Source organism: Parafrankia colletiae, assembly GCF_001854655.1.
GTDB classification, from domain to species: Bacteria; Actinomycetota; Actinomycetes; order Frankiales; family Frankiaceae; genus Parafrankia; species Parafrankia colletiae.
The window spans coordinates 239,237-264,947 of record NZ_MBLM01000108.1 but is presented as its reverse complement, the minus strand read 5'-3'; the positions used below and the strand labels follow the sequence as shown (position 1 = coordinate 264,947).

General features: G+C 72.4%; 25 protein-coding genes. 3 read left to right on the top strand and 22 right to left on the bottom strand.

Features of this window, described 5'->3' with window-relative positions; all coding sequences use genetic code 11:
- The 7 genes from nuoF to CC117_RS12210 form a co-directional block, all read right to left on the bottom strand.
- The gene (gene nuoF / locus CC117_RS12240) at nucleotides 1-1,344 is read right to left on the bottom strand and encodes an NADH-quinone oxidoreductase subunit NuoF (RefSeq protein WP_071083836.1); all 1,344 of its coding nucleotides are present in this window, start codon (nucleotides 1,342-1,344) and stop codon (nucleotides 1-3) included.
- 2 nt (nucleotides 1,345-1,346) lie between these two features.
- The gene (gene nuoE / locus CC117_RS12235) at nucleotides 1,347-2,132 is read right to left on the bottom strand and encodes an NADH-quinone oxidoreductase subunit NuoE (protein WP_071083835.1); all 786 of its coding nucleotides are present in this window, start codon (nucleotides 2,130-2,132) and stop codon (nucleotides 1,347-1,349) included.
- On the bottom strand, nucleotides 2,132-3,529 hold the full coding sequence (locus CC117_RS12230) for an NADH-quinone oxidoreductase subunit D (protein WP_071083834.1): 1,398 nt from the start codon (nucleotides 3,527-3,529) through the stop codon (nucleotides 2,132-2,134). Before CC117_RS12230 ends, nuoE begins: the two co-directional genes overlap by 1 nt.
- Before the next feature lie 106 nt (nucleotides 3,530-3,635).
- On the bottom strand, nucleotides 3,636-4,325 hold the full coding sequence (locus tag CC117_RS12225) for an NADH-quinone oxidoreductase subunit C (protein ID WP_071083833.1): 690 nt from the start codon (nucleotides 4,323-4,325) through the stop codon (nucleotides 3,636-3,638).
- Nucleotides 4,318-5,112 (bottom strand): NuoB/complex I 20 kDa subunit family protein, encoded by a 795-nt coding sequence (locus tag CC117_RS40500; protein WP_071083832.1) that lies wholly within the window; start codon nucleotides 5,110-5,112, stop codon nucleotides 4,318-4,320. Before CC117_RS40500 ends, CC117_RS12225 begins: the two co-directional genes overlap by 8 nt.
- Complete coding sequence (locus tag CC117_RS12215) at nucleotides 5,103-5,465, bottom strand: NADH-quinone oxidoreductase subunit A (RefSeq protein WP_071083831.1); 363 nt, start codon at nucleotides 5,463-5,465, stop codon at nucleotides 5,103-5,105. The genes CC117_RS40500 and CC117_RS12215 overlap by 10 nt, the downstream gene beginning before the upstream one ends.
- A 376-nt stretch (nucleotides 5,466-5,841) precedes the next feature.
- The gene (locus tag CC117_RS12210) at nucleotides 5,842-7,140 is read right to left on the bottom strand and encodes a geranylgeranyl reductase family protein (protein WP_071083830.1); all 1,299 of its coding nucleotides are present in this window, start codon (nucleotides 7,138-7,140) and stop codon (nucleotides 5,842-5,844) included.
- Nucleotides 7,141-7,610: 470 nt separating this feature from the next.
- Between CC117_RS12210 and CC117_RS12205 the strand changes: the two genes are divergently transcribed.
- The gene (locus tag CC117_RS12205; RefSeq protein ID WP_241830046.1) at nucleotides 7,611-8,333 is read left to right on the top strand and encodes a dienelactone hydrolase family protein; all 723 of its coding nucleotides are present in this window, start codon (nucleotides 7,611-7,613) and stop codon (nucleotides 8,331-8,333) included.
- 62 nt (nucleotides 8,334-8,395) lie between these two features.
- Here the strand turns inward: CC117_RS12205 and CC117_RS12200 are convergent, their stop codons facing one another.
- The 5 genes from CC117_RS12200 to CC117_RS12180 all read right to left on the bottom strand — a co-directional run bounded on the left by CC117_RS12200 (nucleotide 8,396) and on the right by CC117_RS12180 (nucleotide 13,830).
- On the bottom strand, nucleotides 8,396-9,154 hold the full coding sequence (locus CC117_RS12200; protein ID WP_071083828.1) for a demethylmenaquinone methyltransferase: 759 nt from the start codon (nucleotides 9,152-9,154) through the stop codon (nucleotides 8,396-8,398).
- 4 nt (nucleotides 9,155-9,158) lie between these two features.
- A complete protein-coding gene (gene add, locus CC117_RS12195; protein WP_116287769.1) occupies nucleotides 9,159-10,232 on the bottom strand; it encodes an adenosine deaminase in 1,074 nt (357 codons plus the stop codon).
- Between the two features lie 17 nt (nucleotides 10,233-10,249).
- The gene (gene mqnC / locus CC117_RS12190; protein ID WP_071083827.1) at nucleotides 10,250-11,455 is read right to left on the bottom strand and encodes a cyclic dehypoxanthinyl futalosine synthase; all 1,206 of its coding nucleotides are present in this window, start codon (nucleotides 11,453-11,455) and stop codon (nucleotides 10,250-10,252) included.
- 92 nt (nucleotides 11,456-11,547) lie between these two features.
- Nucleotides 11,548-11,853: a hypothetical protein gene (locus tag CC117_RS12185; RefSeq protein ID WP_071083826.1), complete on the bottom strand. Its 306-nt coding sequence runs from the start codon at nucleotides 11,851-11,853 to the stop codon at nucleotides 11,548-11,550.
- 84 nt (nucleotides 11,854-11,937) lie between these two features.
- Nucleotides 11,938-13,830, bottom strand: a complete 1,893-nt coding sequence (locus CC117_RS12180; protein WP_071083825.1) for a serine/threonine-protein kinase — start codon at nucleotides 13,828-13,830, stop codon at nucleotides 11,938-11,940.
- A gap of 589 nt (nucleotides 13,831-14,419) precedes the next feature.
- Between CC117_RS12180 and CC117_RS12175 the strand changes: the two genes are divergently transcribed.
- Nucleotides 14,420-14,914 (top strand): sirohydrochlorin chelatase, encoded by a 495-nt coding sequence (locus tag CC117_RS12175; protein ID WP_071083824.1) that lies wholly within the window; start codon nucleotides 14,420-14,422, stop codon nucleotides 14,912-14,914.
- On the opposite strand, the gene cobA is transcribed toward CC117_RS12175, so the two are convergent.
- The 5 genes from cobA to CC117_RS12150 all read right to left on the bottom strand — a co-directional run bounded on the left by cobA (nucleotide 14,854) and on the right by CC117_RS12150 (nucleotide 20,370).
- Nucleotides 14,854-16,491, bottom strand: coding sequence for a uroporphyrinogen-III C-methyltransferase (gene cobA / locus CC117_RS12170; protein WP_071083823.1), 1,638 nt, complete (start codon nucleotides 16,489-16,491; stop codon nucleotides 14,854-14,856). The two genes, CC117_RS12175 and cobA, sit on opposite strands and share 61 nt — an antisense overlap.
- A 176-nt stretch (nucleotides 16,492-16,667) precedes the next feature.
- Complete coding sequence (locus CC117_RS12165) at nucleotides 16,668-17,339, bottom strand: phosphoadenylyl-sulfate reductase (protein WP_018638526.1); 672 nt, start codon at nucleotides 17,337-17,339, stop codon at nucleotides 16,668-16,670.
- Nucleotides 17,339-17,650 carry a hypothetical protein gene (locus tag CC117_RS12160; protein WP_071083822.1) on the bottom strand — a complete coding sequence of 104 codons (312 nt, stop codon included), beginning with the start codon at nucleotides 17,648-17,650 and terminating at the stop codon, nucleotides 17,339-17,341. Before CC117_RS12160 ends, CC117_RS12165 begins: the two co-directional genes overlap by 1 nt.
- Entirely contained in the window at nucleotides 17,647-19,383 is a 1,737-nt protein-coding gene (locus CC117_RS12155) for a nitrite/sulfite reductase (protein ID WP_071083821.1), read from the bottom strand. The genes CC117_RS12160 and CC117_RS12155 overlap by 4 nt, the downstream gene beginning before the upstream one ends.
- Nucleotides 19,384-19,803: 420 nt before the next feature.
- Complete coding sequence (locus CC117_RS12150) at nucleotides 19,804-20,370, bottom strand: response regulator transcription factor (RefSeq protein WP_071083820.1); 567 nt, start codon at nucleotides 20,368-20,370, stop codon at nucleotides 19,804-19,806.
- Nucleotides 20,371-21,127: 757 nt separating this feature from the next.
- On the opposite strand from CC117_RS12150, the gene CC117_RS12145 reads away from it, so the two are divergent.
- Nucleotides 21,128-22,297 carry a helix-turn-helix domain-containing protein gene (locus CC117_RS12145; protein ID WP_071083819.1) on the top strand — a complete coding sequence of 390 codons (1,170 nt, stop codon included), beginning with the start codon at nucleotides 21,128-21,130 and terminating at the stop codon, nucleotides 22,295-22,297.
- A 40-nt stretch (nucleotides 22,298-22,337) separates the two neighbouring features.
- Here CC117_RS12145 and CC117_RS12140 read toward each other — a convergent pair whose 3' ends face one another.
- The 5 genes from CC117_RS12140 to CC117_RS36235 all read right to left on the bottom strand — a co-directional run bounded on the left by CC117_RS12140 (nucleotide 22,338) and on the right by CC117_RS36235 (nucleotide 25,675).
- The gene (locus CC117_RS12140) at nucleotides 22,338-23,198 is read right to left on the bottom strand and encodes a menaquinone biosynthetic enzyme MqnA/MqnD family protein (protein WP_071083818.1); all 861 of its coding nucleotides are present in this window, start codon (nucleotides 23,196-23,198) and stop codon (nucleotides 22,338-22,340) included.
- A 194-nt stretch (nucleotides 23,199-23,392) separates the two neighbouring features.
- Nucleotides 23,393-23,701 carry a hypothetical protein gene (locus CC117_RS12135; RefSeq protein ID WP_071083817.1) on the bottom strand — a complete coding sequence of 103 codons (309 nt, stop codon included), beginning with the start codon at nucleotides 23,699-23,701 and terminating at the stop codon, nucleotides 23,393-23,395.
- Nucleotides 23,701-24,213 (bottom strand): hypothetical protein, encoded by a 513-nt coding sequence (locus CC117_RS38915; RefSeq protein WP_241830045.1) that lies wholly within the window; start codon nucleotides 24,211-24,213, stop codon nucleotides 23,701-23,703. Before CC117_RS38915 ends, CC117_RS12135 begins: the two co-directional genes overlap by 1 nt.
- 13 nt (nucleotides 24,214-24,226) lie before the next feature.
- Entirely contained in the window at nucleotides 24,227-25,375 is a 1,149-nt protein-coding gene (gene mqnE, locus CC117_RS12125) for an aminofutalosine synthase MqnE (protein WP_071083815.1), read from the bottom strand.
- A gap of 69 nt (nucleotides 25,376-25,444) precedes the next feature.
- Nucleotides 25,445-25,675, bottom strand: a complete 231-nt coding sequence (locus tag CC117_RS36235; RefSeq protein WP_071083996.1) for a hypothetical protein — start codon at nucleotides 25,673-25,675, stop codon at nucleotides 25,445-25,447.
- Between the last annotated feature and the right edge of the window lie 36 nt (nucleotides 25,676-25,711).

The following is a 25,711-nucleotide window of genomic DNA, read 5'->3' as shown; positions in this document are numbered from 1 at the left end:
TCAGTGCGCTCCCGCGTAGGCGCCCGGCGTGCCCGCGGCCGCGCCACCCGCGGTCGCGCCGTTCGCCGAGCCGGCTACCGACGTGGTGGAGCCCGACGGGTTCGCCGGGGTGATCGGGAGGAACTCGTTCCGGAAGAACTTGATCCCGGAGACGATCGGCGAGGTGGCGCCGTCCGCGAGCGCGCAGAAGGCGCGTCCGAAGATGTTGTCGCAGGCGTCGACGAGGGTGTCGACGTCGTCCGGGTCGCCCTGGCCGCGCTCCATCCGGGACAGGATCTGCACCATCCAGGTGGTGCCCTCCCGGCAGGGGGTGCACTTGCCACACGACTCGTGTGCGTAGAACTGGGTGAGCCGGCGGACCACCGGGAGCATGTCGACGGTCTCGTCCATGATCATCAGCGCGGCGGTGCCGAGCAGCGAGCCGGCCTCCTGCACGCCCTCGAAGTCCAGGGGAGCGTCCAGGTGGTCGGCGGTGAGCAGCGGGGTGGAGGAGCCACCCGGCGTCCACGCCTTCAGCTTGCGGCCGCCGAGCACGCCGCCGGCCAGGTCCAGCAGCTCGCGCAGGGTGGTGCCCATCGGGGCCTCGTACTGCCCGGGGCGGGTCACGTGCCCGGAGAGGCTGTAGATCTTCGGGCCCGGCGAGCGTTCCCGGCCCATCGAGCGGAACCAGTCGACGCCGTAGTTGACGATGAAGGGAACCGTGGCGATCGTCTCGACGTTGTTCACGACCGTGGGGGATGCGTACAGACCGTGCGTCGCCGGGAACGGCGGGCGCAGCCGCGGCTGGCCCCGCCGGCCCTCCAGCGAGTCGAGCAGGGCCGTCTCCTCGCCGCAGATGTAGGCACCGGCCCCCGAGTGGATCACGAGGTCGAGGTCGAAGCCGCTCCCGAGGATGTCCCGCCCCAGGTAGCCGGCCTGGTAGGCCTCGGCGACGGCGGCGCGCAGCCGCCGCGCGGCGTGGATCAGCTCGCCGCGCAGGTAGACGAAGGCCCGGTTGGCCCGCACCGCGTAGGCGGCGATGACGATGCCCTCGATGAGCGAGTGCGGGTCCGCCTTCATCAGCGGGGCGTCCTTGCACGTGCCCGGCTCGCCCTCGTCGGCGTTGATGACGAGGTAGTGCGGCTTGCCGTCGCCCTGCGGGATGAAGCCCCACTTCATGCCGGTGGGGAAGCCGGCTCCGCCACGGCCACGCAGGCCGGAGTCCTTGATCAGCTTGATGAGGTCGTCGGGGCCCTGGGCGAGCGCCCGGCGCAGGCCCTGGTAACCGTCGAGGCGCTCGTAGGTCGCCAGCGTCCACGACTCGGGCGCGCTCCAGCGCCGGGTGAGGACCGGGGTGACAGGCATGGTCAGTTCACCTTCGTCTGCGTGGCGCCGGTCGCCGAGGCGGGCGGCGGCGCCTGGTCCGCCGCGCCGGTCGCGCCCGCGGGGGCGGACGGCGGCGCGGTCGACGGGAGCGGCGTCAGCGGCGGGGCACCGGCGACACCGTCCTCCGGCTTCCAGCCGCCGGCTTCGGCGATCAGCACGCCGGCGAGCGACGGGTCGCCCACCCCCGGGCCCGCGACACCCTCCGGCCGCGGGTCGGCGAACCCGGCAAGCTGGAAGGAGGCCTCACCGAACGTACACAGCGGGCCACCACGGGTGGGCGTCGGGCGCTCGCCGCGCCGAAGGGCGTCGACGATCTCCTCGGCGGAGTCCGGAGTCACCTGGTCGTAGAACTCGTAGTTCACAGTCATGACCGGGGCGTAGTCGCAGGCCGCGAGACACTCGGCGTGCTCCAGCGTGATCGTGCCGTCCTCGGTGGTCTGGTCGTGCCCGACCCCGAGCGTGCCCGACAGCCGCTGGTAGACGTCCTCGCCGCCACGGAGCAGGCAGGAGAGGTTCGTGCACACCGAGACCAGCCAGTCCCCGACCGGGCGGCGCTTGTACATCGTGTAGAAGGTCGCGACCGCACCGACCTCCGCGTGGGTKATGCCGAGCTGCTCGGCACAGAAGTCGACGCCCTCCGCCGTGACCGAGCCCTCCACCGACTGCACCAGGTGCAGCATCGGCAGCAGCGCGGAGCGGGAACGCCCCGCCGGGTAGCGCGCGATGATCTCAGCCGCGGCGGCCCGCGTCTGTTCGGTCAGTGCCATCAGCGGTCAACTCCCCCGAGCACCGGGTCCACGGAGGCTACTCCGACGATCACGTCCGCCACCTGCCCGCCCTCCGTCATCGCGGGCACGGCCTGCAGGTTGACGAAGCTTGGGTCGCGCACGTGGACGCGGAACGGCCTGGTGCCGCCGTCACTGACGACGTGGTAGCCGAGCTCGCCGCGGGGCGACTCGATCTGGGTGTACACCTGGCCGGCCGGCACCCGGAAGCCCTCGGTGACGAGCTTGAAGTGGTGGATCAGGGCCTCCATCGAGGTACCCATGATCTTGCGGATGTGGTCGAGCGAGTTACCCATGCCGTCCGACCCGATCGACAGCTGCGACGGCCAGGCGATCTTCTTGTCGGCGACCATGACCGGGCCGGGGCGCAGCCGGTCCAGGCACTGCTCGATGAGCTTGAGGGACTCGCCCATCTCCTCCAGCCGCACCAGGTAGCGGGCGTAGGAGTCGGCCTCCAGGGCCGTCGGGACGTCGAACTCGTAGGTCTCGTAGCCGCAGTACGGCATGGTCTTACGCAGGTCCCAGGGCAGGCCGGCGGCGCGGAGCACCGGGCCGGTCGTGCCCAGCGCGATGCAGGCGGCCGCGTCGAGGAAGTTGACGTCGACCATCCGCGCCTTCCAGATCGGCTGGCCGGTCAGCAGCGCGTGGTACTCGCGGATCCRCTTCGGCATGTCGACGAGGAACTCGCGGATTCTCGGCACCGCCTCGTCCGGGAGGTCCTGGGCGAGGCCGCCGGGGCGGATGTAGGCGTGGTTCATCCGCAGGCCGGTGATCAGCTCGAGCAGGTCGAGAATCTTCTCCCGTTCCCGGAAACCGAAGATCATGCCGGTGGTGGCGCCGAGCTCCATACCGCCGGTCGCCAGCCACACCAGGTGCGAGGCGATCCGCTGCAGCTCCATGACCAGCACCCGGATGACGGTCGCCCGCTCGGGCACCTCGTCGGTGATGCCCAGCAGCTTCTCCACCGACAGGCAGTAGGCCGCCTCGTTGTACAGCGGGGAGAGGTAGTCCGCCCGGGTGAGGAAGGTGACCGCCTGCGTCCAGGTGCGGTACTCGCAGCTCTTCTCGATGCCGGTGTGCAGGTAGCCGATGACGAGGCGGGTCTCGGTGACCGTCTCGCCCTCGATCTCCAGCACCAGCCGGAGCACCCCGTGCGTGGACGGGTGCTGCGGGCCCATGTTGACGACGATGCGCTCGCCGTCGTCCTCACCGGAACCGAGGACCTGCTCCCAGTCCCCCCCGGTGACGGTGTAGACCCGGCCGGCGGACGACTCGGTGAAGCCGGCCTCGTAGGGCTGGGCACCGGTGACGGTCTCGGCCGGATCGCCGGCCGCCGTGCCGCCCGCGGTGTCGACAGGGGTCTCGGTGTGCGTGCTCATAGCGAACCTCGGAGGTCTGCTCGGATGTACGCGGCGGCACTGTTGTACGCGGCGGTACCGACAGTCCCGGCGGCCTGGCGCTCCCCGACAGCCCGACGACGGGCCGTCACGAGTAGCTCCGGCGCGTGTCGGGGGGCGGGATCTGCGCGCCCTTGTACTCGACGGCGATGCCGCCGAGCGGATAGTCCTTGCGCTGCGGATGGCCGACCCAGTCGTCCGGCATCATGATCCGCGCGAGGCCGGGGTGGCCGTCGTAGACGATGCCGAACAGGTCGTAGGTCTCCCGCTCGTGCCAGTCGGCGGTCGGCCAGACCGACGTCAGGCTCGGCAGGTGTGGGTCGGCGTCCGGCACCGAGACCTCGACGCGCAGCCGGCGGCGGTGGGTCATCGACGTCAGGTGGACGACCGTGTGCAGGCGCCGGCCCGTCAGATCGTCGGGGTAGTCGACCCCGGACGAGGAGGACAGCAGCTCGAACCGCAGGCCCGGGTCGTCGCGCAACGTCCGGGCGACCTCGAGCAGCCGCTCGCGGCGGACGTGGATCGTCAGCTCGCCGTAGGCGAACACGACCCGCTCGACGGCGTCGCCCAGCTCGGGGAAGACCCGCTCCAGGGTGTCGTACACCGAGTCCGCCGCGTCGTCCCCGAACGGGCGGGAGCTGGACTCCAGGGTCGCCACCGGCGGGACCAGCCCACCGAAACCGGAGGTGTCGCCGCTGCCGCGGGCGCCGAACGCGTCCCGCCGGCGGCCGCCCGGGCCGCCCGGGACCCCGGCGTTGCCCGGTACCAGGTCAGTCATCGGTCAGCGTCTCCGTGGTCGGTCCGGGTCCACCGGATCGGGACTCGTCGGTCGGCTTGGCGTCGACCGGCACCCGCTTGCCGCGCCCGAACACCGACGGCGGGGCGATCGCAGCCGGGCGGCGGGTGTCCAGCGACGGCTCGACGGCACCGCGACCGGCCGGGGCCGGGGCCCCCTCCGGGAGGCTGAAGCGCTTGCGGTCGTTGACCGACAGGGTGCGGGTGTCGACCGCCCCGGCCGGCAGGCCGGACCACGCCGTGGCCACCTCGATGGGCTTCGCGTACGGCGCGGCGCCGACCTCGGTGTGCTCGGTCTTGCCCGACACCGGGCCGGCGAGGATCTTCTCGTGCAGCTTGATGATCGCGTCCATCAGCATCTCCGGACGCGGCGGGCAGCCGGGCAGATACATGTCGACCGGGACGATGTGGTCGACGCCCTGCACGATGGCGTAGTTGTTGAACATGCCGCCGCTGCTCGCACAGACGCCCATCGACAGCACCCACTTGGGCTCGGGCATCTGGTCGTAGATCTGGCGCAGCACCGGGGCCATCTTCTGACTCACCCGGCCCGCGACGATCATGAGGTCGGCCTGGCGCGGGCTGGCGCGGAAGACCTCCATCCCGAAGCGGGAGAGGTCGTAGCGGCCGGCACCGGTGGACATCATCTCGATGGCGCAGCAGGCCAGGCCGAACGTGGCCGGCCACAGCGAGGAACGCCGCGACCAGTTCGCCAGCTTCTCGACGGTGGTCAGCAGAACTCCACCGGGCAGCTTCTCTTCTAGTCCCATTCCAGACCCCCCCGGCGCCATATGTAGGCGTAGGCGACGAAGATCGTCGCCATGAACGACACCATCGCGCCGAGACCGAAGACCGCGAGGCTGTCGAACGCGACCGCCCACGGGAACAGGAAGATGATCTCGATGTCGAAGACGATGAAGAGCATCGCGGTGTTGTAGTACTTCACCGGAAAGCGGTGCGGCCCGGCCGGCACCGGCTCGGGTTCGATACCGCACTCGTAGATGTCGACCTTGGCACGGTTGAACCGTTTCGGGCCGACCAGCGCGCTCACCGCCACGGAACCGACCGCGAACAGCATCGCGATCGCGAGCAGAACGAGGATCGGCACATAACTGTCAAGCATGCCGAACTCCTCTCCTTCGAATGTTTGGTGCGGACGTCTTGGTGGCGGTTCGCCGGGGGCGGCCGTTACCGCCCGCCCGGGCCAACCGGTGTACTTCCCGCCCCGGCCCCGGATGGGGCGGAGCGCGCATGCAGCCTACGCGACCGCTGTTTTCCCGGTCGCACCGGGATTGTTCACTCCTGCCCGTCACCAGGCGGCTGCCTGTTGGCCGGCCGAAGGACGCCGAAACGTTCTTTCGCCGCCGGTACGGGCGACCGGACGAATATCCGCGGCTCGCGGGCAGGTGCGCCGATGTCCCAGTCGTTCGTCACCGGACGGTCTCTCGTCCATCCCGAGGAGACCCGGGTCGCGGCCATGCCGGCCGCGGGGCCTGCGGTCAGGTGGTGGGCGCCAGCCGGGTCAGCGCGTTGATCAGCCGGTCCGAGGCATCACCTCCCCGCGGGTCGGTCAGATTCGCCATGATCTTCAGGACGAAACGCATCAACATGGGCCGGGGCAGCCCGTACCGGGTACCCAGACCCATCACGGTCGGATTCCCGATCAGCTGTACGAACAGGCGACCCAGGGTGTAATACCCGCCGTATGTCTCACGGATGATCTCCGGATAACGCGCCAGTGCACGCTCCCGCGCCGACCCGGAGCCGCGGGCGAGCGCGAGCACGATCGCCTCCGCGGCAATCCGGCCCGATTCCATCGCATACGCGATGCCCTCACCATTGAACGGGTTCACCATCCCGCCGGCATCGCCGACGAGGAGAACCCCGTCCTGGTAGTGCGGGGTGCGGTTGAACGCCATCGGCAGCGCGCTCCCCCGGACCGGGCCGAGCGCGTTCTCCTCGGTGTATCCCCACTCCGGCGGCAGCGCCGCCAGCCACCGGTGCAGAAGATCCCGGTAGTCGGTGTTCTGGAAGGCGCTGGTGGTGTTCAGCATCCCGAGGCCGACATTACTCGTGCCGTCACCCATACCGAAGATCCAGCCGTACCCGGGCAGCAGCCGGCTCTGCCGGGGCGGACCCTCCCACAGCTCCAGATGCGACTCCAGGAAGTCGTCGCCCGAGCGTGGGCTGCGGTAGTAGCGCCGCACCGCGACGCCGAGCGGGCGGTCCTCCCGCCGACGGATCCCCAGCGCCAGCGCGATCCGCGCGCTGTTCCCGTCCGCCGCGACGACCACCGGGGCGCGGAAGTCGACCGGTGCCCGGTCGACCCCGGCCCGTGCGGTCACGCCCACGACCCGCCCGGTGCGGTCGTCACGCAGCGGCCCGGTCACCGTGGTGCCCTCGCGCAGCCGCGCGCCGGCCTTGACCGCGTGCCGGGCGAGCATCTCGTCGAAGTCGGCGCGTGGACGGACCAGCCCGTAGTCCGGCCAGCTCGCCAGCTCCGGCCAGGGCAGCTCGAGTCGCAGGCCGCCGCCGATGATGCGCAGCCCCCTGTTGCGCAGCCAGCCGGCCTCCGCCGAGGTGTCGATACCCATCTCGACCAGGCTTCGCACCGCCCGGGGGGTCAGCCCGTCGCCGCAGACCTTCTCGCGCGGGAAGRCACTCTTCTCCAGCAGCAGGACATCCAGGCCGGTCCGCGCGAGGTGGTAGGCGGTCGCCGAGCCGCCGGGCCCGGCGCCCACCACGATGACGTCGGCATCGGGACGGTCGTCCGTGCGGGCGCCATCTCGTTCCGTCATCCCTGTGGTCACGCGCTGCTCCGGATTCCCCACGCTGTCGGCCGGTCGACGGCCCCATTCCAGACCCCTGCTTGCGCGCTCGTGAAATTCTTCACGAGCGCCACGCCGAAGTGTAGGCCTTGGCCGGGCCGGAGGCATCAACCAGGACCTCCAGAACCGAAGACGAGTCAACCCAGCCCGTGGAGGAGCAACGCAGCGCTACGCCGTGGCAACCCATGGCACCGCCGTGGTGGCCCAACCGGGCGGTACCCACCCGTCCGGGCGCCCGGCGCCGGCCCGGGTGCCCGATGAGGTGACATGGCCGCCCGAGCCGGGTACATCCTGACCGGGTACGAGGCGGGCCGACCGGCAGGTGGCGGGCGCGCCGCAGCTGACGCCCCCCAGCTGACCTGGAGCCGGCCGATCGTCTCCGACCCGGATCGACCCCGGCCCCCCGACCTCGGAGATCGACGGCCATGACCTCAGACACTGTGACGACATCAGAGACCGTGGTCCTCACCACGGCGGTCGGCCCGACACCCGCCGTCATCGCCGAACCGTGCCGGACGGCCCGCGGTGGTGTGCTGGTGGTCCACGAGGCGTTCGGCCTCACCGACCACATCACCGACGTCTGCCGCCGCTTCGCGGATCTCGGCTGGCGGGCCGTCGCCCCCGACTTCTACCACCGGGTGGGTTCGCCCGTGTTCGACTACGGCGACGCCCCGGGGGCCCTCTCCGTACGCGGCCGGCTCRCCGGCGACGACATCCTCGAGGACCTGGACTCCGGGCTGATGGTGCTCGCCGAGTCGGGAACGGCGGTCGACCGCTGCGCGGTCGTCGGCTTCTGCATGGGCGGCAGCATCGCCTTCCACGCAGCCGTCCGGCGCCCACTGGGTGCCGCGGTCACGTTCTGCGGTGGCGGCATCGAGGACGGCCGGTTCGGCGAGCCCTCCCAGCTGGACGTCGCCGCCCGCCTGCAGAGTCCGTGGCTGGGGCTGTACGCCGACCTCGACCCGGCGGCGCCGGTCGAGCAGGTGGAACACCTGCGGGCCGCCGCCGCCCTCGCCGACGTCGACACCGAGATCGTGCGCTACCCCGGGGCCGGCCATGCGTTCCACAACGACGCGCGCCCCGACTCGTACGACCCGCAGGCGGCCCGCGACGCCTGGACCCGCACCGTCGCCTGGATCGAGTCGCACGTCCCCACCGCGTAGGAACGTGCCTGTTCCTCCTGCGCGGGGCTCCTCCTGCGCGGGGCTCCTGCTCCGAGGGGCTCCTACTCCGAGGGGCGCACAGCCCGATGCACCGCCACGATGCCGCCGCTGAGGTTGCGCCAGTTCACCCGCGTCCAGCCGGCCCCGCGGACGAGATCGGCCAGCTCCGCCTGCCCCGGCCAGGCGCGGATGGATTCCGCCAGGTACACGTACGAGTCTGGGCTGCTGCTGACCCCGCGGGCCACAGCCGGCAACGCACGCATCAGGTACTCCAGGTAGACCGTGCGTACCGGCCCCCACACCGGCCGGCTGAACTCACAGATCGCGAGCACACCGCCCGGCCGGGTCACCCGCAGCAGCTCGCCGAGGCAGACGTCCACGGCGGCGACGTTGCGGAGCCCGAACGAGATCGTCACCCGGTCGAACGAGGCGTCGACGAAGGGCAGCCGCAGGCCGTCCCCGGCGGTCAGCAGCACCCGTCCCGGCCGCGGAGCGCCGGTACCGACGCGGGGCGTGCCGGCGCCGACGCTGGACGTGCCGGCGAGTCGGTGGCGGCCGACCTCCAGCATGCCGAGCGAGAAGTCGCAGGCCACGACGTCGGCGCCGCTGGCGGCGAACGCGCGCGAGGACGTCGCCGTGCCAGCCGCGACGTCGAGGACACGCAGGCCCGGCGTCAGGTCGAGCGCCCGCGCGGTGGCGGTCCGCCAGGTGCGGTCCAGGCCGGCGGACAGGATCGCGTTCGTCACATCGTAGCGTCGCGCGACCTGATCGAACATCGCTGCGACCTGCTCGGGCTTCTTGTCGAGACCCGCTCGGCTCACCAGATCATCCTTCTGTGTTCGTGCCGGTGGCAGTCGCCGTCGCGGTCGCGGTTGCGGTTGCGGCCTCGGCGAAGGCGTTGGCCTGGACGGCGTCCCAGTCGGTGCCGGCGCCGACCGCCGCCAGCCGGGCCCTCGTGCCGTCGTCGCACAACGCGCCGTCGACACCGGCGGCGAACAGGTCCCGCAGCGGCGCGCCCAGGCCGGCCGCGATCGCGTACTCCCGCGCCAGGTCGGTGCCGAACATCGCCGGGTCGTCCGTCCCGAGTGAGCAGCGCAGGCCGGCTGCGAGCATCGCCGTCAGCGGGTGCGCGGCCAGCTCCCGGATCACTCCGGTCCGCAGGTTGGACACCGGGCAGACGTCCAGCACGATGTTCCGCTCGACCAGCTCGGCGACCAGTTCCGGGTCCTCCAGCGCGCGGATGCCGTGCCGGATCCGCCGGGCACCGAGCGCGTCCAGCGCTCCACGCACCGACTCCGGCCCGGACGTCTCCCCCGCGTGCGGCACGGCGGCCAGGCCGGCGTCCRCCGCGGCGGCGAAGACCGGCGCGTACGGCTCCGGCGGGTGACCCACCTCGGGGCCGCCCAGCCCGATCCCGACGACCCCGCGGTCGGTGAAGTGCGACGACCAGCCCACGACGTCCATCGCGACCTCCGGGGGGAGCACCCGGTCGATGTCCGGGGTGAGCCGGATCTCGACGCCGAAGCGCTCCCGGGCCTCCACGGCGCCCTCGGTGTAACCGATGAAGATCTCCTGCCACGGGACGCCGCGGTGCACGCGGTACCAGGGCGAGAAGATCCCCTCCAGGTAGACGGCTCCGTCCGCGGCGGCGCGGCCCGCGTAGTCGACGACGACCTCGCGGAAGTCCTCCGCGGTGCGCATCACGTGGGTGGTGAGCACCCAGACCTTGATGAAGTGGTCGAAGTCCCGGAACCGGTACAGGTCGCGGAGGCCCTCCACGGTGCGTGCGGGCAGTGCCTCGTCGTTGCGGCGGGCCATGTCGAGCAGGATCTCGGGCCGCACCGTCCCTTCGAGGTGCACATGCAGCTCGATTTTCGGACCGGTCGGCGCCGCGGACACCGGCGTGGGCTCGCGGCTCAGGTCGTCACCAGCGGCAGAGCTGTCGAGGAGAAGTGGGAGGCCACGCGCTCGTCGACCGGGTCCTGCGCCGGATCGCGGTGCACCACCAGGTGCCGGTACAGGGTGTCGCGCTGGGCGGGGATCCGGCCGGCCGCGCGGATCAGGTGGATCAGCTCGGTACGGTTCGTCCGGTGCCGGGCCCCGGCGGAGGAGACGACGTTCTCCTCGAGCATGACCGAGCCGAGGTCGTCGGCGCCCATGTGCAGGGTGAGCTGGCCGACCTCCTTGCCGGTCGTCAGCCACGAGCCCTGCAGGTGCGCGACGTTGTCGAAGAACAGCCGCGCGACAGCGACCAGCCGCAGGTACTCCAGGGTGGTCGCCTGCGTCCGGCCGCCGAGGTGGTTGTTCTCCGGCTGGTACGTCCACGGGATGAACGAACGGAAGCCCCCGGTGCGGTCCTGGACGTCGCGGATCATGCGCATGTGCTCGATGCGCTCGGCGTTCGTCTCCCCGGTGCCCATCATGAACGTCGCCGTGGACTCCAGGCCGAGGCCGTGGGCGGTCTCCATCACCGACAGCCAGACGTGGCCGGGCTCCTTGAGCGGGGCGATGGCGTGGCGCGGCCGCTCGGTGAGGATCTCGGCGCCGGYGCCGGCGAAGCTGTCGAGCCCGGCGTCGCGCAGGCGGGTGATGACCTCGGCATGGCCCAGGCCCGACGTCCGCCCGATGTGCAYGACCTCACTGGCACCGAGCGAGTGCAGCGCGAGCTGGGGGTACGCCGCCTTGATGGCCGCGAAGGTGCCCTCGTACCACTCGATCCCGAACTCGGGATGGTGGCCGCCCTGAAGCATGATCTGCGTCGCGCCCAGTTCCACGGCCTCGCCGCACCTGGCCACGATGTCGTCGACGTCACGCACCCAGCCCTCGGGGTGCTTGGGCGACCGGTAGAAGGCACAGAAACGGCACGCCGTCACGCAGACGTTCGTGTAGTTGATGTTCCGATCGATGATGTAGGTGGCGATGCCGTCCGGGTATCTGCGGCGGCGCACCACGTCCGCCGCCCGACCGAGGGCGTGCAGGGGCGCGGAGGTGTAGAGCAGGAGGGCCTCTTCCGGCGAGATCCGCCCACCCTCGGCCGCACGGTCCAGCAGCGTGCGCATCTCGGCATCGGCCACCCGGGCCGAACCGGCCGGGGGCTCGCCGTCCGCATCAAGAAGGCTCACCCGTCAGATCGTACGACCTGCGCCCCCGGCCCCCGGCCCGTACGCGTCACGGCGACCGGGACGAGGGCACCGCGGGACGGCGGCGAGGGGACTCAGAAGGGGCCGTAGTCCGACCGCTCGCGCTCGGCGGCGCTGCGGCTGTCCCCGCCGACGGAGCCGGACGTCGAGGAACCGGGTGCCCCGCCAACGCCGGACGTGCTCGAGGTACTGGACGTCGTGGAGGCGTGCGGGGTGTGGTCGTCGCCGGGCCCACGGCCGCGGCCGGTGAACTTGCTGGACAGATGCCGGAACTTCTCCCGGTTCTCCGGCTTGTTCGCGGCCATCTTCGCCTTGTCGACCATCTCGCGGGCCTTGGGGCTGTGCAGCAGCTCCTGAACCTTGCTGGTGAAGTTCGCCATAACCCTGGTGTACCTGGGTCAGGGCTCGTTCATGCCGACGATCATGGCCCGGTCCGCTGGGGCGGGCGGCAGCGGCCCTTCCGGTCAGCTGTTCGGGCTGCCCAGCAGGTCGTTGAGGTCATCCGGCAGGCCTTCGATCCGCCCGGGCAGGCTCGAATCCCCACTGGCGGGATCCTGGGCGCCGTTCTGGTCCGCGCCCTGGCCGTTCTGGTCCGCGCCCTGGCCACCCAGGTCCGGGACCTGCTCGCGCAGGTCGTCAGCGCCGCCGCGCAGCCGGTCGACCTGGTTGTCGACCGAATCCTGCACCGAGGTGACGATCCGGTTCCAGATCTGCTGGCGCTGCTCGTCGACCATCGTCGCGATCTGGTCGGCGGCGGAGAGCAGGAACAGCACGAGCAGGACGAAGATGATCGTCCGCTTGAACGGGATCCGCAACCGCCAGCGGCGCCGGGGTCGAGGTCGGCGCTCGGGGCGATAGGGCGCCGGTGTCGGCGGCGCGGGCGGTGCCGGCGGAGGTGCCGCGGGACGGCGCTCGCCGCCCTGCGGGCGCTGGCGCGGGTCGCCGTAGTACGGGGCGGCTGGAGCGGGCGGCGGCGCCGGCCGGGCAGCGGGGCGCTGCGGGGCCGGAGCGGCCGCGGCGGGCACCGGCCCCGGCGGAGGGCCGCCGTATCCCCAGGGATCCGGGCCAGCGCGCACCGGCTCCGGCTCGTCGCCGTACTGGACGAATCCGCCCTTGCGGCGCCGTCGCGCGGGCTGCGGGCCACCTGGGCCCTGCGGCCCCACGGGCCCCGGTGGCCGCGGCGGAGATGGTGCCTGCCGGGCGCCCGGCGGGGCCTCCCACCAGTGGTTGCCGGCATCGGCCGGCCCCGCGACCCGGGTCGGCGCGGGCCGCCCGGCCGGACCTGCACCACCCGCACCGCCGGGCGGCCCGTCGAGCCGGGTGCGGGGCAGGCCCGCCTCCGCTCCGGCGCGCGCACCGGCACCGGCGGAATCGCCGGCCGCGGCGCCCGCCGCCGCGGCACCGGCGGGCGCCCCCAGGCCGAACCCGGCCGCCGCGGCGGCGGCGGACCGGCCGCGCGGCCAGGTGTTGTCCAGGACCTCACTGGCGACGGCGCGGGTGCTGCCGCCGCCCTCCCGGCCGCGGTCGCCAAGCAGGCGCAGCAGCAGCTGCTCGGCGGACGGCCGGCGCCGCGGATCCCGTTGCAGCGCAGCGACGACGATGTCGAGCAGTGGTGCCGGAACATGCCGCAGATCGGGCTCGTGCAGGAGCATCCGCTCCGACATCTCGAGGTAGGTGCCGTCGCCGTACGGGTGCTCCCCCGCCGCGGCGAAGGCCACCAGCAGGCCCCAGGCGTAGATGTCGGTCGCCGGGCCCACCGGCGCGGTGCCCTCCATCTGTTCTGGCGCCATCCAGCCGACGGAGCCCAGAACCAGGCCGGACTGGGTGCGCCCGCCCACAGCGTCCAGCGCCCGGGCGATCCCGAAATCGATCACCCGCGGGCCGGAGTACGACAGCAGGACGTTGCTCGGCTTGAGGTCACGGTGCACGATCCCGGCACCGTGGATCGCGGTCAGCGCGGAGGCGACACCGACCGCCACCCCCTGCAGAGTGGACAGCGGCAGCGGGCCTGACTCCGCGACGACCTCGTCGAGCCGGGCGCCGTCGATGAACTCGGTGACCAGATAGGGACGCCGTGCGTGCGGGTCGGCGTCCAGGACCTGGGCGGTGCAGAACGGCGCCACCCGGCGCGCGGCGGCGACCTCGTCGGCGAACCGGTCGCGGAACTCGGGGTCGATCGCGAGATCCGACCGGATCACCTTGATCGCGACCTGCCGGCCCTGAGAGTCGAGGGCGAGGTACACCCGGCCCATGCCGCCCGCGCCCAGCCGGCCGATGACCTCATAGCGCCCGATCGACGTCGGATCGTCCGGGTGCAGAGGTTCCCCGTGCGTCCGGCGTGCCGATCGGTCCGCCACGTCTCGCCCGCTCTCCCGCCTGTTCCGGCGGCCGCCGGAACACACCACCTGCGTGCCCGCGAGCCCGCGGGCACCTCCATCATCACGCTTCGGCGGCGGCCGCGACAGACCAGACGTCCAGATCGACAACAGCGGCGCCGAATGTGACGCTAACGCGCCCGGGGTCCGGGGGCCGCGTCGTGTCCGCCTTCCGACGGCCTGCGGGAGGGTCCGCCGTCGGGGCGGGCGGGCTGCCGACGATCAGCCGAGGGCACTGCCGACGGTCAGCCAGGGTGGAGGAGGGGAACTCACCTGCGACCGCCGACGGGTCAGGGCCGGCGGTTGCAGGTACGCGACACAGCACACCATCGCCGCCGGCCGGATGTCGAACGCCTGTTCACACCATCGGGGGGTCATGCCGGCCTGGGACGGCCCGGGGGCGGCAGGACCACCCGAGCGTGCCGCCCGGGCGTGCCAGCCACCCTGGCGGCTCGTGTATGGGGCCCGGTTCTGCGGTGGCGGTGCTGCTTGTGGCCGGGCTGCGGCGGCCGTGCTGCCGGGCACGGGGGCGCTGCCGGCGGGAAGGTGCGGGCGGCGGCAGACTGGACGCATGCGCGGTCTGCTGGTGATCGGACACGGCTCCCGTCGGGATGAGGCGAATGCCATGGTGGTCGAGCTCTCCCACGCGCTCGCACCCTGCGCGGACCTGCCGGAATGGGACGCGGTGGAGCCGGCCTTCCTCGACCTCGCCCACCCGGACATCGCCCAGGGCTATGCCGCGCTGGTCGACGCCGGCTGCTCGGAGATCATCGCGCACCCCTTCTTCCTGTTCGAGGGAAACCACACCGCCCGTGACATTCCCGACGCGCTGGCGGCGGCGCAGTCCGCGCACCCCGGTACACGGTGGACGATCACCCTGCCGCTCGGCCTGCATCCGGGAGTCGTCCACGCGGTCCGGGCCCGCATCGAGGACGCGCTGGAGCAGCCCGGGCTGGACGCCGCGGCTGACGGTGAGAGCGCGGGTGGGAGCAGGGGCGGCGAGGCTCAGGCGGTCGGTGCGCGGCGGGCGGCCACCAGCTCGGCGACCACCGCGGCGAGCGGGTAGATCCCCGGCTCGGGCGGGACGGCGTCCACCCGCAGGCCCGCGGCCTCACAGGCCTGGACGGTGCGCCGCCCCATCGCGGCCACGAGGACGGACTCGGGCAGCGGCCCGTACAGCTCGGCCAGGCAGCGGGCCGCGGTCGACGAGGCGAGCGCGACGGCGTCGATGTCACCATGGCGCAGCTCCTGCGCGATCCGCGGGTCGGCCTCGGTCGCCGCGTCGGTCAGCAACCGGACCCGGCGCATCGTCCGGATCCCGGCCGGCGGCGGCGCGTCCCCGCAGACCACCACCCGCAGCCCTGACACCGGTACCTCGGTGACCATCCGGTTCGCGACCTGGACCTCGGCCGACGAGCGGACCGCCGTCAGCCCGAGCCCGGCCAGCGCCGCCGCCGCGGAGTCGGACGCCGCGACCAGCGTCAGACCGGCCAGCGCGCGGACGTCCGTGCCCTGGGCACGCAGCAGCGCGACGGTGGCGGCGACCTCGTCCGCATCGGCCAGCACCAGCCCGTCCGCGCCGGGCAGCGCCGCGCGCAGGGCTGCCCCGTCGGCGACCGGGACGAGTTGGCTGACCACCGTCTCGACGGCCTCCGCGCCGAGCTCACGCAGCCGGCGCGCCAGCAGGCCCTGGCGCGTTCTGGTCCGCGGCACTAGGACCCGGAGCCCGGCAAGCGGCGCTGCCGCACTCCCGACCTGCCCCGCGGCCCTGTCTGCGTCCTGCCCTGCAGAGACCAGGTCGGGCGCCAGGTCGGGCGCCAGGTCGGGGAGGACGGCGGCGTCACGCCGGGCGGCGACCGCACCGACCACCAGCACCGCGGGCGAACGCAGCTGGAACGCGATGGCGTCGACGGCGAGAGCGTCGAGGGTGGTGCGGAGCACCCGCTGCGCGGGGGTGGTGCCGCGCTCGATGACCGCTGCCGGCGTCGTCGGCGGTCGGCCGCCGCGCATCAGCGCCTCGACGATGTCGATCAGCCGGGCGACGCCCATGAGCACGACGATCGTGGCCCGGCTGGCCGCGAGGGCCGCCCAGTCCACCGTCGACTGCGGGTGGTTGGGTGGCAGGTGGCCGGAGACGATCGCGATGTCCTGCGCGACCCCGCGGTGGGTGACCGGGATGCCCGCGTAGGCGGGGGCGGCGATCGCGGAGCTCACACCGGGGACCACGGTGCAGGGAATCCCGGCGGCGGCGCAGGCCTCGGCCTCCTCGCCGCCGCGGCCGAGCAGGAACGGGTCCCCGCCCTTGAGCCGCACCACCATCGCCCCGGCGCGAGCCTCCTCGACCAGGATCCGGTTCACTTCCTCCTGGCTGCGAGACAGCGTCGGGCTCTTGCCGACGTGGATCACCCGCGCCTCCGGCCGCGCCGCGTCGAGCAGCACCGCCGCGGCCAGGCGGTCGGTGACAACCACGTCGGCCCGGGCAAGCAGCTCACGCCCGCGCACCGTCAGCAGCCCGGGATCACCGGGACCAGCCCCCACCAGCCATACCTCGCCGGTTCCGCTGCGGCCGAGGGCCACCGGGGCCGGGTCAGGCTCGGGCCGCCGGCTGCCGGGCCCGGTCGTCGCGACTACCACGGCGTGCACGGTACAGCCTGGTGGGCGCAGCCTGCCCTGGTTCGTCGCGGCGTCGGCATCGACCCCCGGCCGGGACCGTTGCTGGTGACAGCCCTGGCCAGGCCGACGCGGGCCGGAAGCCACGCGGGCAGCGGCCGGCTGCCGCGCCGGTGCCGGGCCGAGGTCCGGCCGGAGTCAGGCCGAAGTCAGTGAATGCCGCACTCGGACTTGCTCGTGCCGGCCCAGCGGCCCTCCCTGCCGGCGCCGCGGCGGGTGCACGGCCAGCAGCCGACCGAGTCGTAGCCGTCCGAGAGCAACGGGTTGACGATCACGTTGTGCTCCTGGACGTAACGCTCGACGTCCTCGTCCGTCCAGGTGGCCAGCGGGTGCACCTTCACCTTGCCGCGGCGCTGGTCCCAGCCGACCACGGGCAGGTTACGCCGCCCGGCCGACTCGGCGCGCCGGGAGCCGGCGGCCCAGGCCCGGTAGGGCGCCAGCGCCCGGTCCAGCGGAACGATCTTGCGCATCCGGCAGCACAGGTCCGGATCGGTCTCGTACAGCCGCGGACCGTGCACGGCGTCCTGCCCGGCCACGGTGAGCTGCGGGCTCGCGCTGATGATGGGCAGCGAGTAGGTGTGCGCGACCGCGTCCCGCGTGCCGATGGTCTCGGCGAAGTGGTAGCCGGTGTCGATGAAGACGACCGGGATGTCCGTGCGGATCCGCGACAGCATGTCGACGAGCACCGCCTCGGCCATGGACGCCGCGACAGCAAGCCCGGTACCGAACTCCTCGGCGGCCCAGCGGAGGATCTCCTCCGCTGGTGCGCCCTCGAGCTCGTCACCGGCCCGCAGTGCCCGGGCCTTCAGCGCGGCATCCATCAGTCCCTCTCCTCCACGTCCGACGGCGCGACGGCGGTGCCGTTCGCCGAACCCGATCCCCCTGGCGTCGTCCCGGTGCGGACCCCCCCGGAGGGCTCCACCCCGCTGGCCGCCGATGCTGCGGCGCCTGGTCCTCCGGCGCCCGGTTCTGTTGCTGCGACGAGCGCCGTGAGGCTGAGCCGGAAGGCCCGCTGGCACGCCCGGCAGGCCCAGTGCCCGTGGCCCTCGCCCGACCCGCCTGGAGCGGGCTCGGGCACCAGGTCCTCGTCGCCGCAGTACGGGCAGTAGAAGGGGACGGCGCGGGCGCTCACGTCGCCCCGCCCGCATCCGCGTCCGCCGGCGGCGCGGCGCCGACGAGCAGCGACTCGTCGGCGCGTTCCGCCCAGTCGGCGAAGGTGTCACCGTCGGCCCGGTTCGCCTGGTACGTCTCCAGAAGCCCGACGACGTAGTCGACGAGGCCGTCGGCGGTGACCTTGAGCCCGCGCGACTTGCGCCCGAGCCGGGAACGCGTTCCCAGGTGCCCGCCGAGGTGGACCTGGAACCCCTCGACCATCGCGCCGCTGTCGTCCGGGACGAGCGAGCCCTTCAGGCCGATGTCCGCCACCTGGAAACGGGCGCAGGCGTTCGGGCACCCGTTGATGTTGATGCCGATCGGCTCCGTGAAGTCCGGCAGCCGGCTCTCCAGCTCGGTGATGAGATCGCGGGCGTTGCCCTTGGTCTCGACGATCGCGAGCTTGCAGAACTCGATCCCGGTACAGGCCATCGTGCCGCGGCGGAACACGCTGGGCTTCACGACGAGGTCGAGCTTCGCCAGCTCCGCCTCCAGCGCGTCGAGCTCGCTGCCCGGGACGTCGAGGATCACGAGCTTCTGCATCGTGGTCGCCCGGATCCGGCCCTGGCCGTGGCGGTCCGCGAGGTTCGCGACGGCGGTCAGTGTCGTCCCGGTCAGCCGGCCGGCGCGCGGCGCGAACCCGACCGCGTAGCTGCCGTCCCGCTGCTGGTGCACTCCGATGTGGTCCCGCCCCTCGTTGCGCGGCGGAAGCGGCGCCGGGCCGTCCGGCAGGGCCGCCGAGAGGTACTCCTTCTCCAGCGTCGAGCGGACCCACTCGACGCCCATGTCCGCCACGAGGAACTTCAGCCGGGCGCGGGTGCGCATCCRCCGGTAGCCGTAGTCACGGAACAGCTGGATGACGCCGTGCCACACCTCGGCGACCCGCTCGGGCGTCACGAAGGCGCCGAGGCGCACACCGAGCTTCGGGTTCGTCGACAGGCCACCCCCGACCCACAGGTCGTAGCCCGGGCCGAGATCTGGGTGCACCACACCGACGAAGGCGATGTCGTTGATCTCGTGCAGGGTGCACTGGTCCGCGCAGCCGGACATCGCGCTCTTGAACTTGCGGGGCAGGTTCGCCAGCTCCGGGTCCCCGACGAACCGCTCGACGACCTCGTCGATCACACCGGTGGCGTCGAGGACCTCGTCGGCGTCCACCCCCGCCAGCGGGCAGCCGAGGATGACCCGCGGCGTGTCCCCGCAGGCCTCGGCGGTGGTCATGCCCGCCGCCTCGAGCGCACCCCAGATGGCGGGGACGTCCTCGATGCGGATCCAGTGCAGCTGGATGTTCTGCCGGTCGGTCACGTCAGCGACGTCCCGCCCGTACCGGGTGGAGATGTCGGCGATCACCCGCAGCTGGTCGGATGTCATCCGGCCGCCGTCGAGGCGGATCCGCTGCATGAAGTAGCTGTCGTCGAGCTCCTCGGGCTCCAGGACGGCCGTGCGGCCGCCACTGATCCCCGGCCGGCGCTGCGTGTAGAGGCCCCACCAGCGGAACCGGCCGCGCAGGTCCTGCGGGTCGATGCTGTCGAAACCCGTGTGCGGGTACAGGTTCAGGATGCGGTCGCGCACGGCGAGACCGTTCTGATCCTTCTTCATCCGCTCGTTGGCGTTGAGCGGTTCGGAGTAGCCCAGCGCCCATTGGCCCTGCCCCTTGGGGCGGGACGGGGTCTGCGGGCGCGCGGCACGCGGGTTTCGAGCAGGAGAAGTCATCAGATCTCTCGGTGAGCAGGGTCCACCGCGGCGTCGTACGGCCGGGTGGGCGGAGTCAGCGGGAGCGGCGACAGCCGGCGCTGGAGACGCGCAACAGGTCGACGTGCAGACGCGCGACCAGGCAGGGGTCGACGGGGCTCACGTCAGTTGGCCGTGCGACGGGCGTACCCGGCGAGGCCACCGGGGCCCCGGAACGTGACGGCCCGGCCAGTGGGAACACCTCAGCGCGCCGACGGCGGGCGACGATCAGACGCCCGCCCGACGGCTCCAAGAGGTGGGCCCGGGCAGTCACGCTGGCCATGTTCCCACAGATCTGCCGCTGACGTCGTGGATGCGTCGTCACACCCCATCCCAGTCACGGCACGAACACAACATGCGACAAACCACGGAACGGACCAGGCCGGGCCAGGCCGGGCAGGTTCAGAGTGGGCGCGGACGCCGGCACATCTGGCGCAGCCGGTCGAGCAGCACCCCGGTGGACAGGTCCTTCTCCATCAGCTCGTCGGCGCCAAGCGCCAGGACCTGCTCCCGCAGGCTCCCGCCCGAGAACCCGGTGAAGATCACGACATGCGCCTCGGGAGCGGCTCTGCGCACCCGGGGCAGCGCTCCGATCCCGTCGAGGACGGGCATCGCTACGTCCAGCAGGACGAGGTCGGGCCCCGTCCGACTCACGACCTCGACGGCCTCCGCCCCGTTGGTCGCACGGCCTACCACGGTGAAGTCGGGCTCGGTGTCGAAGAGCAGGCAGAGCAGCTCACGCAGCCCGTCGGCGTCGTCCGCGACGACCACCCGATACGGACCGGGCCGACCTCGGCCGGCCGAGGCACGCTCGGCGACACCGACACCCGCCGCACCGACGCCCGCCGCACCGACGCCAGGCGCGCCGGAGACACCCGCGCCCGTGACGCCGACGACGCCCGCACCGGAGATGCCGGTGTCGGCGCCAACGACGCCGACATCCTCATCCGTCGACGGCCAGCGGTCCATCACCCGTCATTTGTACGCGCCGCACGGGAGGCCCGCCCATCGTCATTCGGGATGGTTTCGCGGTATGACCCAAACGCGCTGGACACCCCCCGTTCGCCCCTGCTCGAAGGGCCGCCGGGGCCATCCCCACCGGATAGTCGCCGGTGCGGTGAATTATGACGACCCGACGACACTCACCGCATTTCCCGCGCCATTTCCGACCCGCCAAACAAATCGCCGGACACACAACCATCTCCCACAGGGAGAGCACACTCCACCCACTGGACCCGAGCTTGGCGGCATAGGCGACCCACTCCGCCGCAGAGAGCGGCGACCGGCCGAGCAGAGTAAAGCCTCCCGCCGCAGGACAACTCTTTAAACACGAAGAGTAATCGGCTTCAGCGCCACACCGCTACCACATGCTCACGTGGCGCCGACAACTCTCCGTGTCCGGGACCTTTGACCCCAGGCGCGCCTTGTGCCAGGAGGAGTATGGTCATCACTCCAGGTGATGCTCGACGCTCACAATGCGGGCAGACTGCACCCTTGGAAACCCAGCACACACACGGTGGCAGGCGCCGCGGCGACGAGGGCGGACGTGTGACCAGCCCAGACACGCTCCACACCCTCGCCACAACGGTGTAACCACGCCCCCACGACAGTGAACAGGCAGCCGATGGTGCACGCGACCGAAGCCCCAACGCCCGCCCGTCCTCCCATGGAGCGGGGTCGATCGGTCACCCTCGGGAGCCTCCGGGCAGCGGAAGGATCTGCGCGCATGCGGCAACGGAGCCGGGGCCGGCAGGGTTTGAGCACTGCTGAGGACATGCTTCCAGCAGAGATCCGGCGGCGCCGCTGTGAGAGCGGGCTCAGCCGTGCGGAGCTCGCCGTACGCACCGGCTACAGCCGTCAGTACATCAGCCAACTGGAGCAGCCGAGCCGCGGTATTCCCGCCCGACCGGTCCTGGCCGCCGTCGACGCGGCCCTCGAGGCCGGCGGGGCGCTCGTCGACCTGCGGGAGACCGCCATCGCGGAACGTGCCGAGCGGCGCGGCCGGCAGCCCGACGCGGAGGCCGAGTCCCGGCGGCGGATCGGTGACCTGCTCGACCACCGCCGGTCCGACCGCGAGCTGGACTACCTCGACCGGCTCGCCGCCGACCTCATCGCCGCCGCGGACACGCTGGAGCCCGCCGACGTCACGGCCCGGGTCCTCGACCAGCAGACCTTCGTCGACCAGCTCCTGCGCACGCCGATGCTGCCGCACCAGCAGTTCCGGCTCTTCATGATCGCCGGCCATCTCGCCGGTCTGCTCGCGATCTCCCTGCTCGACATGGACGAACTGGCGAAGGCGAGCACCTGCTGCCTCGAAGCGGCCGTGTTCACCGAGCTGACCGGCCACGAGGGGCTACGGGCCTGGACGCTCGCCGTCAACAGCCTCATCGACGCCGCTGCCCGCCAGGCTGACGCCAGGCGCCCCGTGGGAACGGCCGCCAGTGGCCCGGCGCGGTCCGGGAAGCGCCTGGCACCGACACGTTCCACCCCGAACCCGGAGATTTCGGCCGGAGAGCGCCCGGGTCGCCCGGCCCCGGGCCCCGGTGATGACGCCTTCGAGCTCGCCCTCGACGCGGCACTCCATCACGCTGGGTATACGGAAGACCATGTTCGCGGCCTTGAAACCACACCTACGAGCGGGGAGATCGATCCCCGTCCGGGCCTGCAGCACCGGCCGATGGACGGCTTCTCGTCACTGTCCGCATCCAGCTCGGGCGGTGGCCATGCCGAAGCTGYACCCAGCCTCGACGAGATTATGATCGCCCCGGGCGGCCGAGCCACCCCGCCCCGGCTGGTGGCTCTCGTCAAACGGCGGATTGYGCGTTTCGCGACGGCCTCCGCGCAGCGGGCGACGCCTCCGGTAGGCATCTCCCAGGCATTCCGCCCGCCGGTCTGAAGTCCCTGCCGCGCAGCGGGCGGCACCACCCCGCGGCCAGTCAGACGGCGGCGAAGACGATCTCGCCCAGCGGCGGCGCGTCCCCACGGGCCGCCGCCCGCCGGGCGAACTCGAGTATCCCCGCCTGTTGTCGCGGGCCCAGCCGGAAGTCCAACGTCCTGAAGTAGCGCGCGAGCGTCGCGGGATCGAACACCTCGAACCGCGCCGCCCGCCGGGCGACCTCGTCCACCTCGCGCAGTGCCGCGTCGAGGCTGGACCGGAAGGCCCCGTGCACCTCCTTGACCACACCGGGGTGTGCGGCCGCGAAGGAACGCCGCGCGGCCCAGACGGCGAACACCATCGGCAGACCCGTCCATTCACGCCACTCGGATCCCAGATCGGCGATCCGCAGCGGATGACCGTCACCGGCCCGCTCGGCGTCATAGGTCGCCCGCAGCGCCACGTCGCCGATGGTCACCGCCGCATCAGCCTCCCGCAGCATCAGCGGAATCTCGGGCGGCATCGTGACGTAGTCCGGCCGCAGGCCCCAGCGCTGCTCGAACAGCATCCGGGCCAGCAGCACGCTCGTCCGGGACGTCGACCCGAGCGCGACAGTGCGGATCTGCTCGAACGGCACGGCGCTCGTGACGACGACGGACAGTACCGGGCCGTCCGACCCGACGGCGAGGTCCGGCAGGACCGCCAGCTCGTCGGCATGGCGCAGGTATTCGACCAGGCTGATCGGGCCGATGTCGAGATCGCCGGCGATCAGCGCCTCGTTGAGCCGGTCCGGGGAGTCCTTGGTCAGTTCCAGGTCGAGCAGCGCCCCGGAGTGGACCAGGCCCCAGTACAGCGGCAGGCAGTTCAGAAACTGGATGTGCCCGACCCTGGGTCGCCCCTGCCGGGTGGGCTGCTCCGGCACGCCGGGAACGGCGACAGCGGGAGTGTCGGCAACGCCGGGCCAACCGGGACCGCCAAGCCCTCCGGGCCCTCCAGGACGGCCGGAACGAGCGGCGGGAACGCCGGCTGCACCGGGCCCGGCTGGCGGCAGCGAGGCCGGCGCTGATGCCGGCCCGGGTGACGGGTGCTCCTGCCCGGCCTCACCGCCCGCCGCCGTCACCGGTGCTCGCCGGCGCGGCGCACGGCGATGGTGTTCAGCACCGCGCGGCGCTGCCGCAACGCCAGCGGATAGCTGAGCAGCCCACTGATGACGAGCGCGAGCGCGAAGCCGAACAGCCCGTCGAGGCCGAGCAGCAGCAGCACCGCGAGGACCCCGCCGAAGAGGACAGCCCGGATCGCGAAGTACCGCAGGTTCAGCCCCATCAGGCCTGGGTCACCGGTCTTGCCCGCGGCACTCACCCGCAGCCGGCCGCGGCGCGCGGGCCGGAAGCTCCCACCGGTCGGCGGGACATCGCCAGCGGACATCATGCACTCCGGTTTCTGGCGGGACGGCGCCCGCGGCGGCGCACCCACCCGAGACGTTGCAGCAGCGACGGATAGATGCCCAGCCCGACCAGGATGATCAGCAGACCCAGCAGCCCTGCCGGGCCGATCGCGAGGCCGGCCCACCGCAGCAGACTGTAGGCGACGAGCCCCGGGACGAGGATCACCAGAAACGCGAGCACGAAGATCGAGCCCATCCCGGGCGCGCCCGGTGGGCGGACCGGCCGGCCAGCACCCGCCGGAGCAGCGCCCGCCGGAGCAGCGCCCGCACCTGCCGGGGCGGCTCCTCCCCCCGGTGCCTGCAAGGGCTCCGCGCCCGATGTGCCCGATGCGGTTGGCGTGCCCGGAGCAGCACCGCCGCCCGGCGCGCCCGGGGCAGGGGGCTGCCCGGCGCTGAGGGCGGGGCTGCCCGCGACTCCCGTCTCGGGGCCGGGCCGCGGGACACCGCCGGCGCCCCCGGGCGTCACCCGAGGAGTGGTCTCGTCAGTTGCCATGACAGCGCCCGACCTAGGCGTCGATCGCGACGGGGGTGTCCCGCCGGGTGGTGTCCGGGCCGTCGTAGGTACGGATCGTCCGGTAGCGGGTGTCCCGCTCGACGGGGTGGAACCCGGCGTCCCGGATCACGGTCAGGAGATCATCTCGGGTCATCGTGCCGGGAGTGCCGAACCCGTCCGCATCGTGCGTGATCTTGTACTCGACGACCGAGCCGTCGAGGTCATCCACGCCGAAGTTCAGCGAGAGCTGGGCGGTGGTCAGGCCGTGCATCACCCAGAAGCACTTGATGTGATCGACGTTGTCGAACAGCAGGCGCGAGACCGCGAACGTCTTCAGCGCCTCGGCGCCGGTCGCCATCGGCTGGTTCATCAGGCGGTTACGCGGATCCCCGACCGAGTCGTGCTGGAACCGCAGCGGGATGAACACCGAGAAACCGCCGGTCTCGTCCTGCAGCTCGCGCAGGCGCAGCACATGGTCGACGCGGTGCCGGGGCTCCTCGACGTGCCCGTAGAGCATGGTGCACGGTGTCCGCAGGCCCTTGCTGTGCGCCAACCGGTGGATCCGCGACCAGTCCTCCCAGTGGGTTTCGTGGCCGACGATCTGCTGGCGGATCTCCCAGTCGAAGATCTCCGCACCGCCGCCGGTCAGCGATTCCAGCCCGGCGTCGATCAGCTCGTCCAGGATCTCGTCGGCGGGCAGCCCGCTGATCTTCTCGAACCAGTGGATCTCGGTGGCGGTGAACGCCTTGAGCGCCACGCCAGGCAGGGCCTTGCCCAGCTCCCGCAGCGACCGCGGGTAGTAGCGCCACGGCAGGGTCGGGTGCAGGCCGTTGACGATGTGCAGCTCGGTGATCCCCGCCGGCTCCATCTCCTTCGCCAGCCGGACGGCCTCCTCGATGCGCATCGTGTAGGCGTCCTGCTCGCCGGGCTTGCGCTGGAACGAACAGTAGGCGCACGACGCCGAGCAGACGTTCGTGAGGTTCAGGTGCCGGTTCACGTTGAAGAAGGTCTGGTCGCCGTTCTTGCGGGTGCGCACCTCGTGGGCGAGCCCGCCGAGCCAGACGAGATCATCGCTGGCGTAGAGCGCCTCGCCGTCGGCCCGGCTCAGCCGGACCCCGTCGTGGACCTTGGCTTCGATCTCGCGCTTGAGGCCGGCATCCATGGGTCCAGATTAGACCCGCGGACGGCCGAGCCAGGCCGGTCACATCCGTCACACCGGCCCGGACTCCACTCAGGGGCCGGGTGCTTTCCGCTGGGCGTCCGCCGCCTGGGAGCCCGCCACCCGGGAGCCCGCCGCCCGGGAGCGCGCCGCTGCCCGGCGCTGCATACGGCCGATCGGCCAGGTGGCCAGGCCCGCGGCCGCGAAGCCGATGAGCAGGGCGAGCAGCAGCGGAACGTTGACCACCACAAGGACCACCGTGAGGATCACCAGGACGGCGAGCCGCGCGAGGAAGTACGGCATCTGCACCCGCAGATCAGGGGCGGTCTCCGTCGGCCG

Excerpts from the sequence above, each read along its gene's own strand:
- CC117_RS12185 (WP_071083826.1), bottom strand. The coding sequence starts at position 11,853 with ATGGCGAACTTCACCAGCAAGGTTCAGGAGCTGCTGCACAGCCCCAAG.
- mqnE (WP_071083815.1), bottom strand. The coding sequence starts at position 25,375 with ATGGATGCCGGCCTCAAGCGCGAGATCGAAGCCAAGGTCCACGACGGG.
- CC117_RS12165 (WP_018638526.1), bottom strand. The coding sequence starts at position 17,339 with ATGGATGCCGCGCTGAAGGCCCGGGCACTGCGGGCCGGTGACGAGCTC.
- CC117_RS38915 (WP_241830045.1), bottom strand. The coding sequence starts at position 24,213 with ATGGCAACTGACGAGACCACTCCTCGGGTGACGCCCGGGGGCGCCGGC.
- CC117_RS12150 (WP_071083820.1), bottom strand. The coding sequence starts at position 20,370 with ATGGACCGCTGGCCGTCGACGGATGAGGATGTCGGCGTCGTTGGCGCC.
- CC117_RS12135 (WP_071083817.1), bottom strand. The coding sequence starts at position 23,701 with ATGTCCGCTGGCGATGTCCCGCCGACCGGTGGGAGCTTCCGGCCCGCG.
- CC117_RS36235 (WP_071083996.1), bottom strand. The coding sequence starts at position 25,675 with ATGCCGTACTTCCTCGCGCGGCTCGCCGTCCTGGTGATCCTCACGGTG.
- CC117_RS12215 (WP_071083831.1), bottom strand. The coding sequence starts at position 5,465 with ATGCTTGACAGTTATGTGCCGATCCTCGTTCTGCTCGCGATCGCGATG.
- CC117_RS40500 (WP_071083832.1), bottom strand. The coding sequence starts at position 5,112 with ATGGGACTAGAAGAGAAGCTGCCCGGTGGAGTTCTGCTGACCACCGTC.
- nuoF (WP_071083836.1), bottom strand. The coding sequence starts at position 1,344 with ATGCCTGTCACCCCGGTCCTCACCCGGCGCTGGAGCGCGCCCGAGTCG.
- CC117_RS12225 (WP_071083833.1), bottom strand. The coding sequence starts at position 4,325 with ATGACTGACCTGGTACCGGGCAACGCCGGGGTCCCGGGCGGCCCGGGC.
- CC117_RS12175 (WP_071083824.1), top strand. The coding sequence starts at position 14,420 with ATGCGCGGTCTGCTGGTGATCGGACACGGCTCCCGTCGGGATGAGGCG.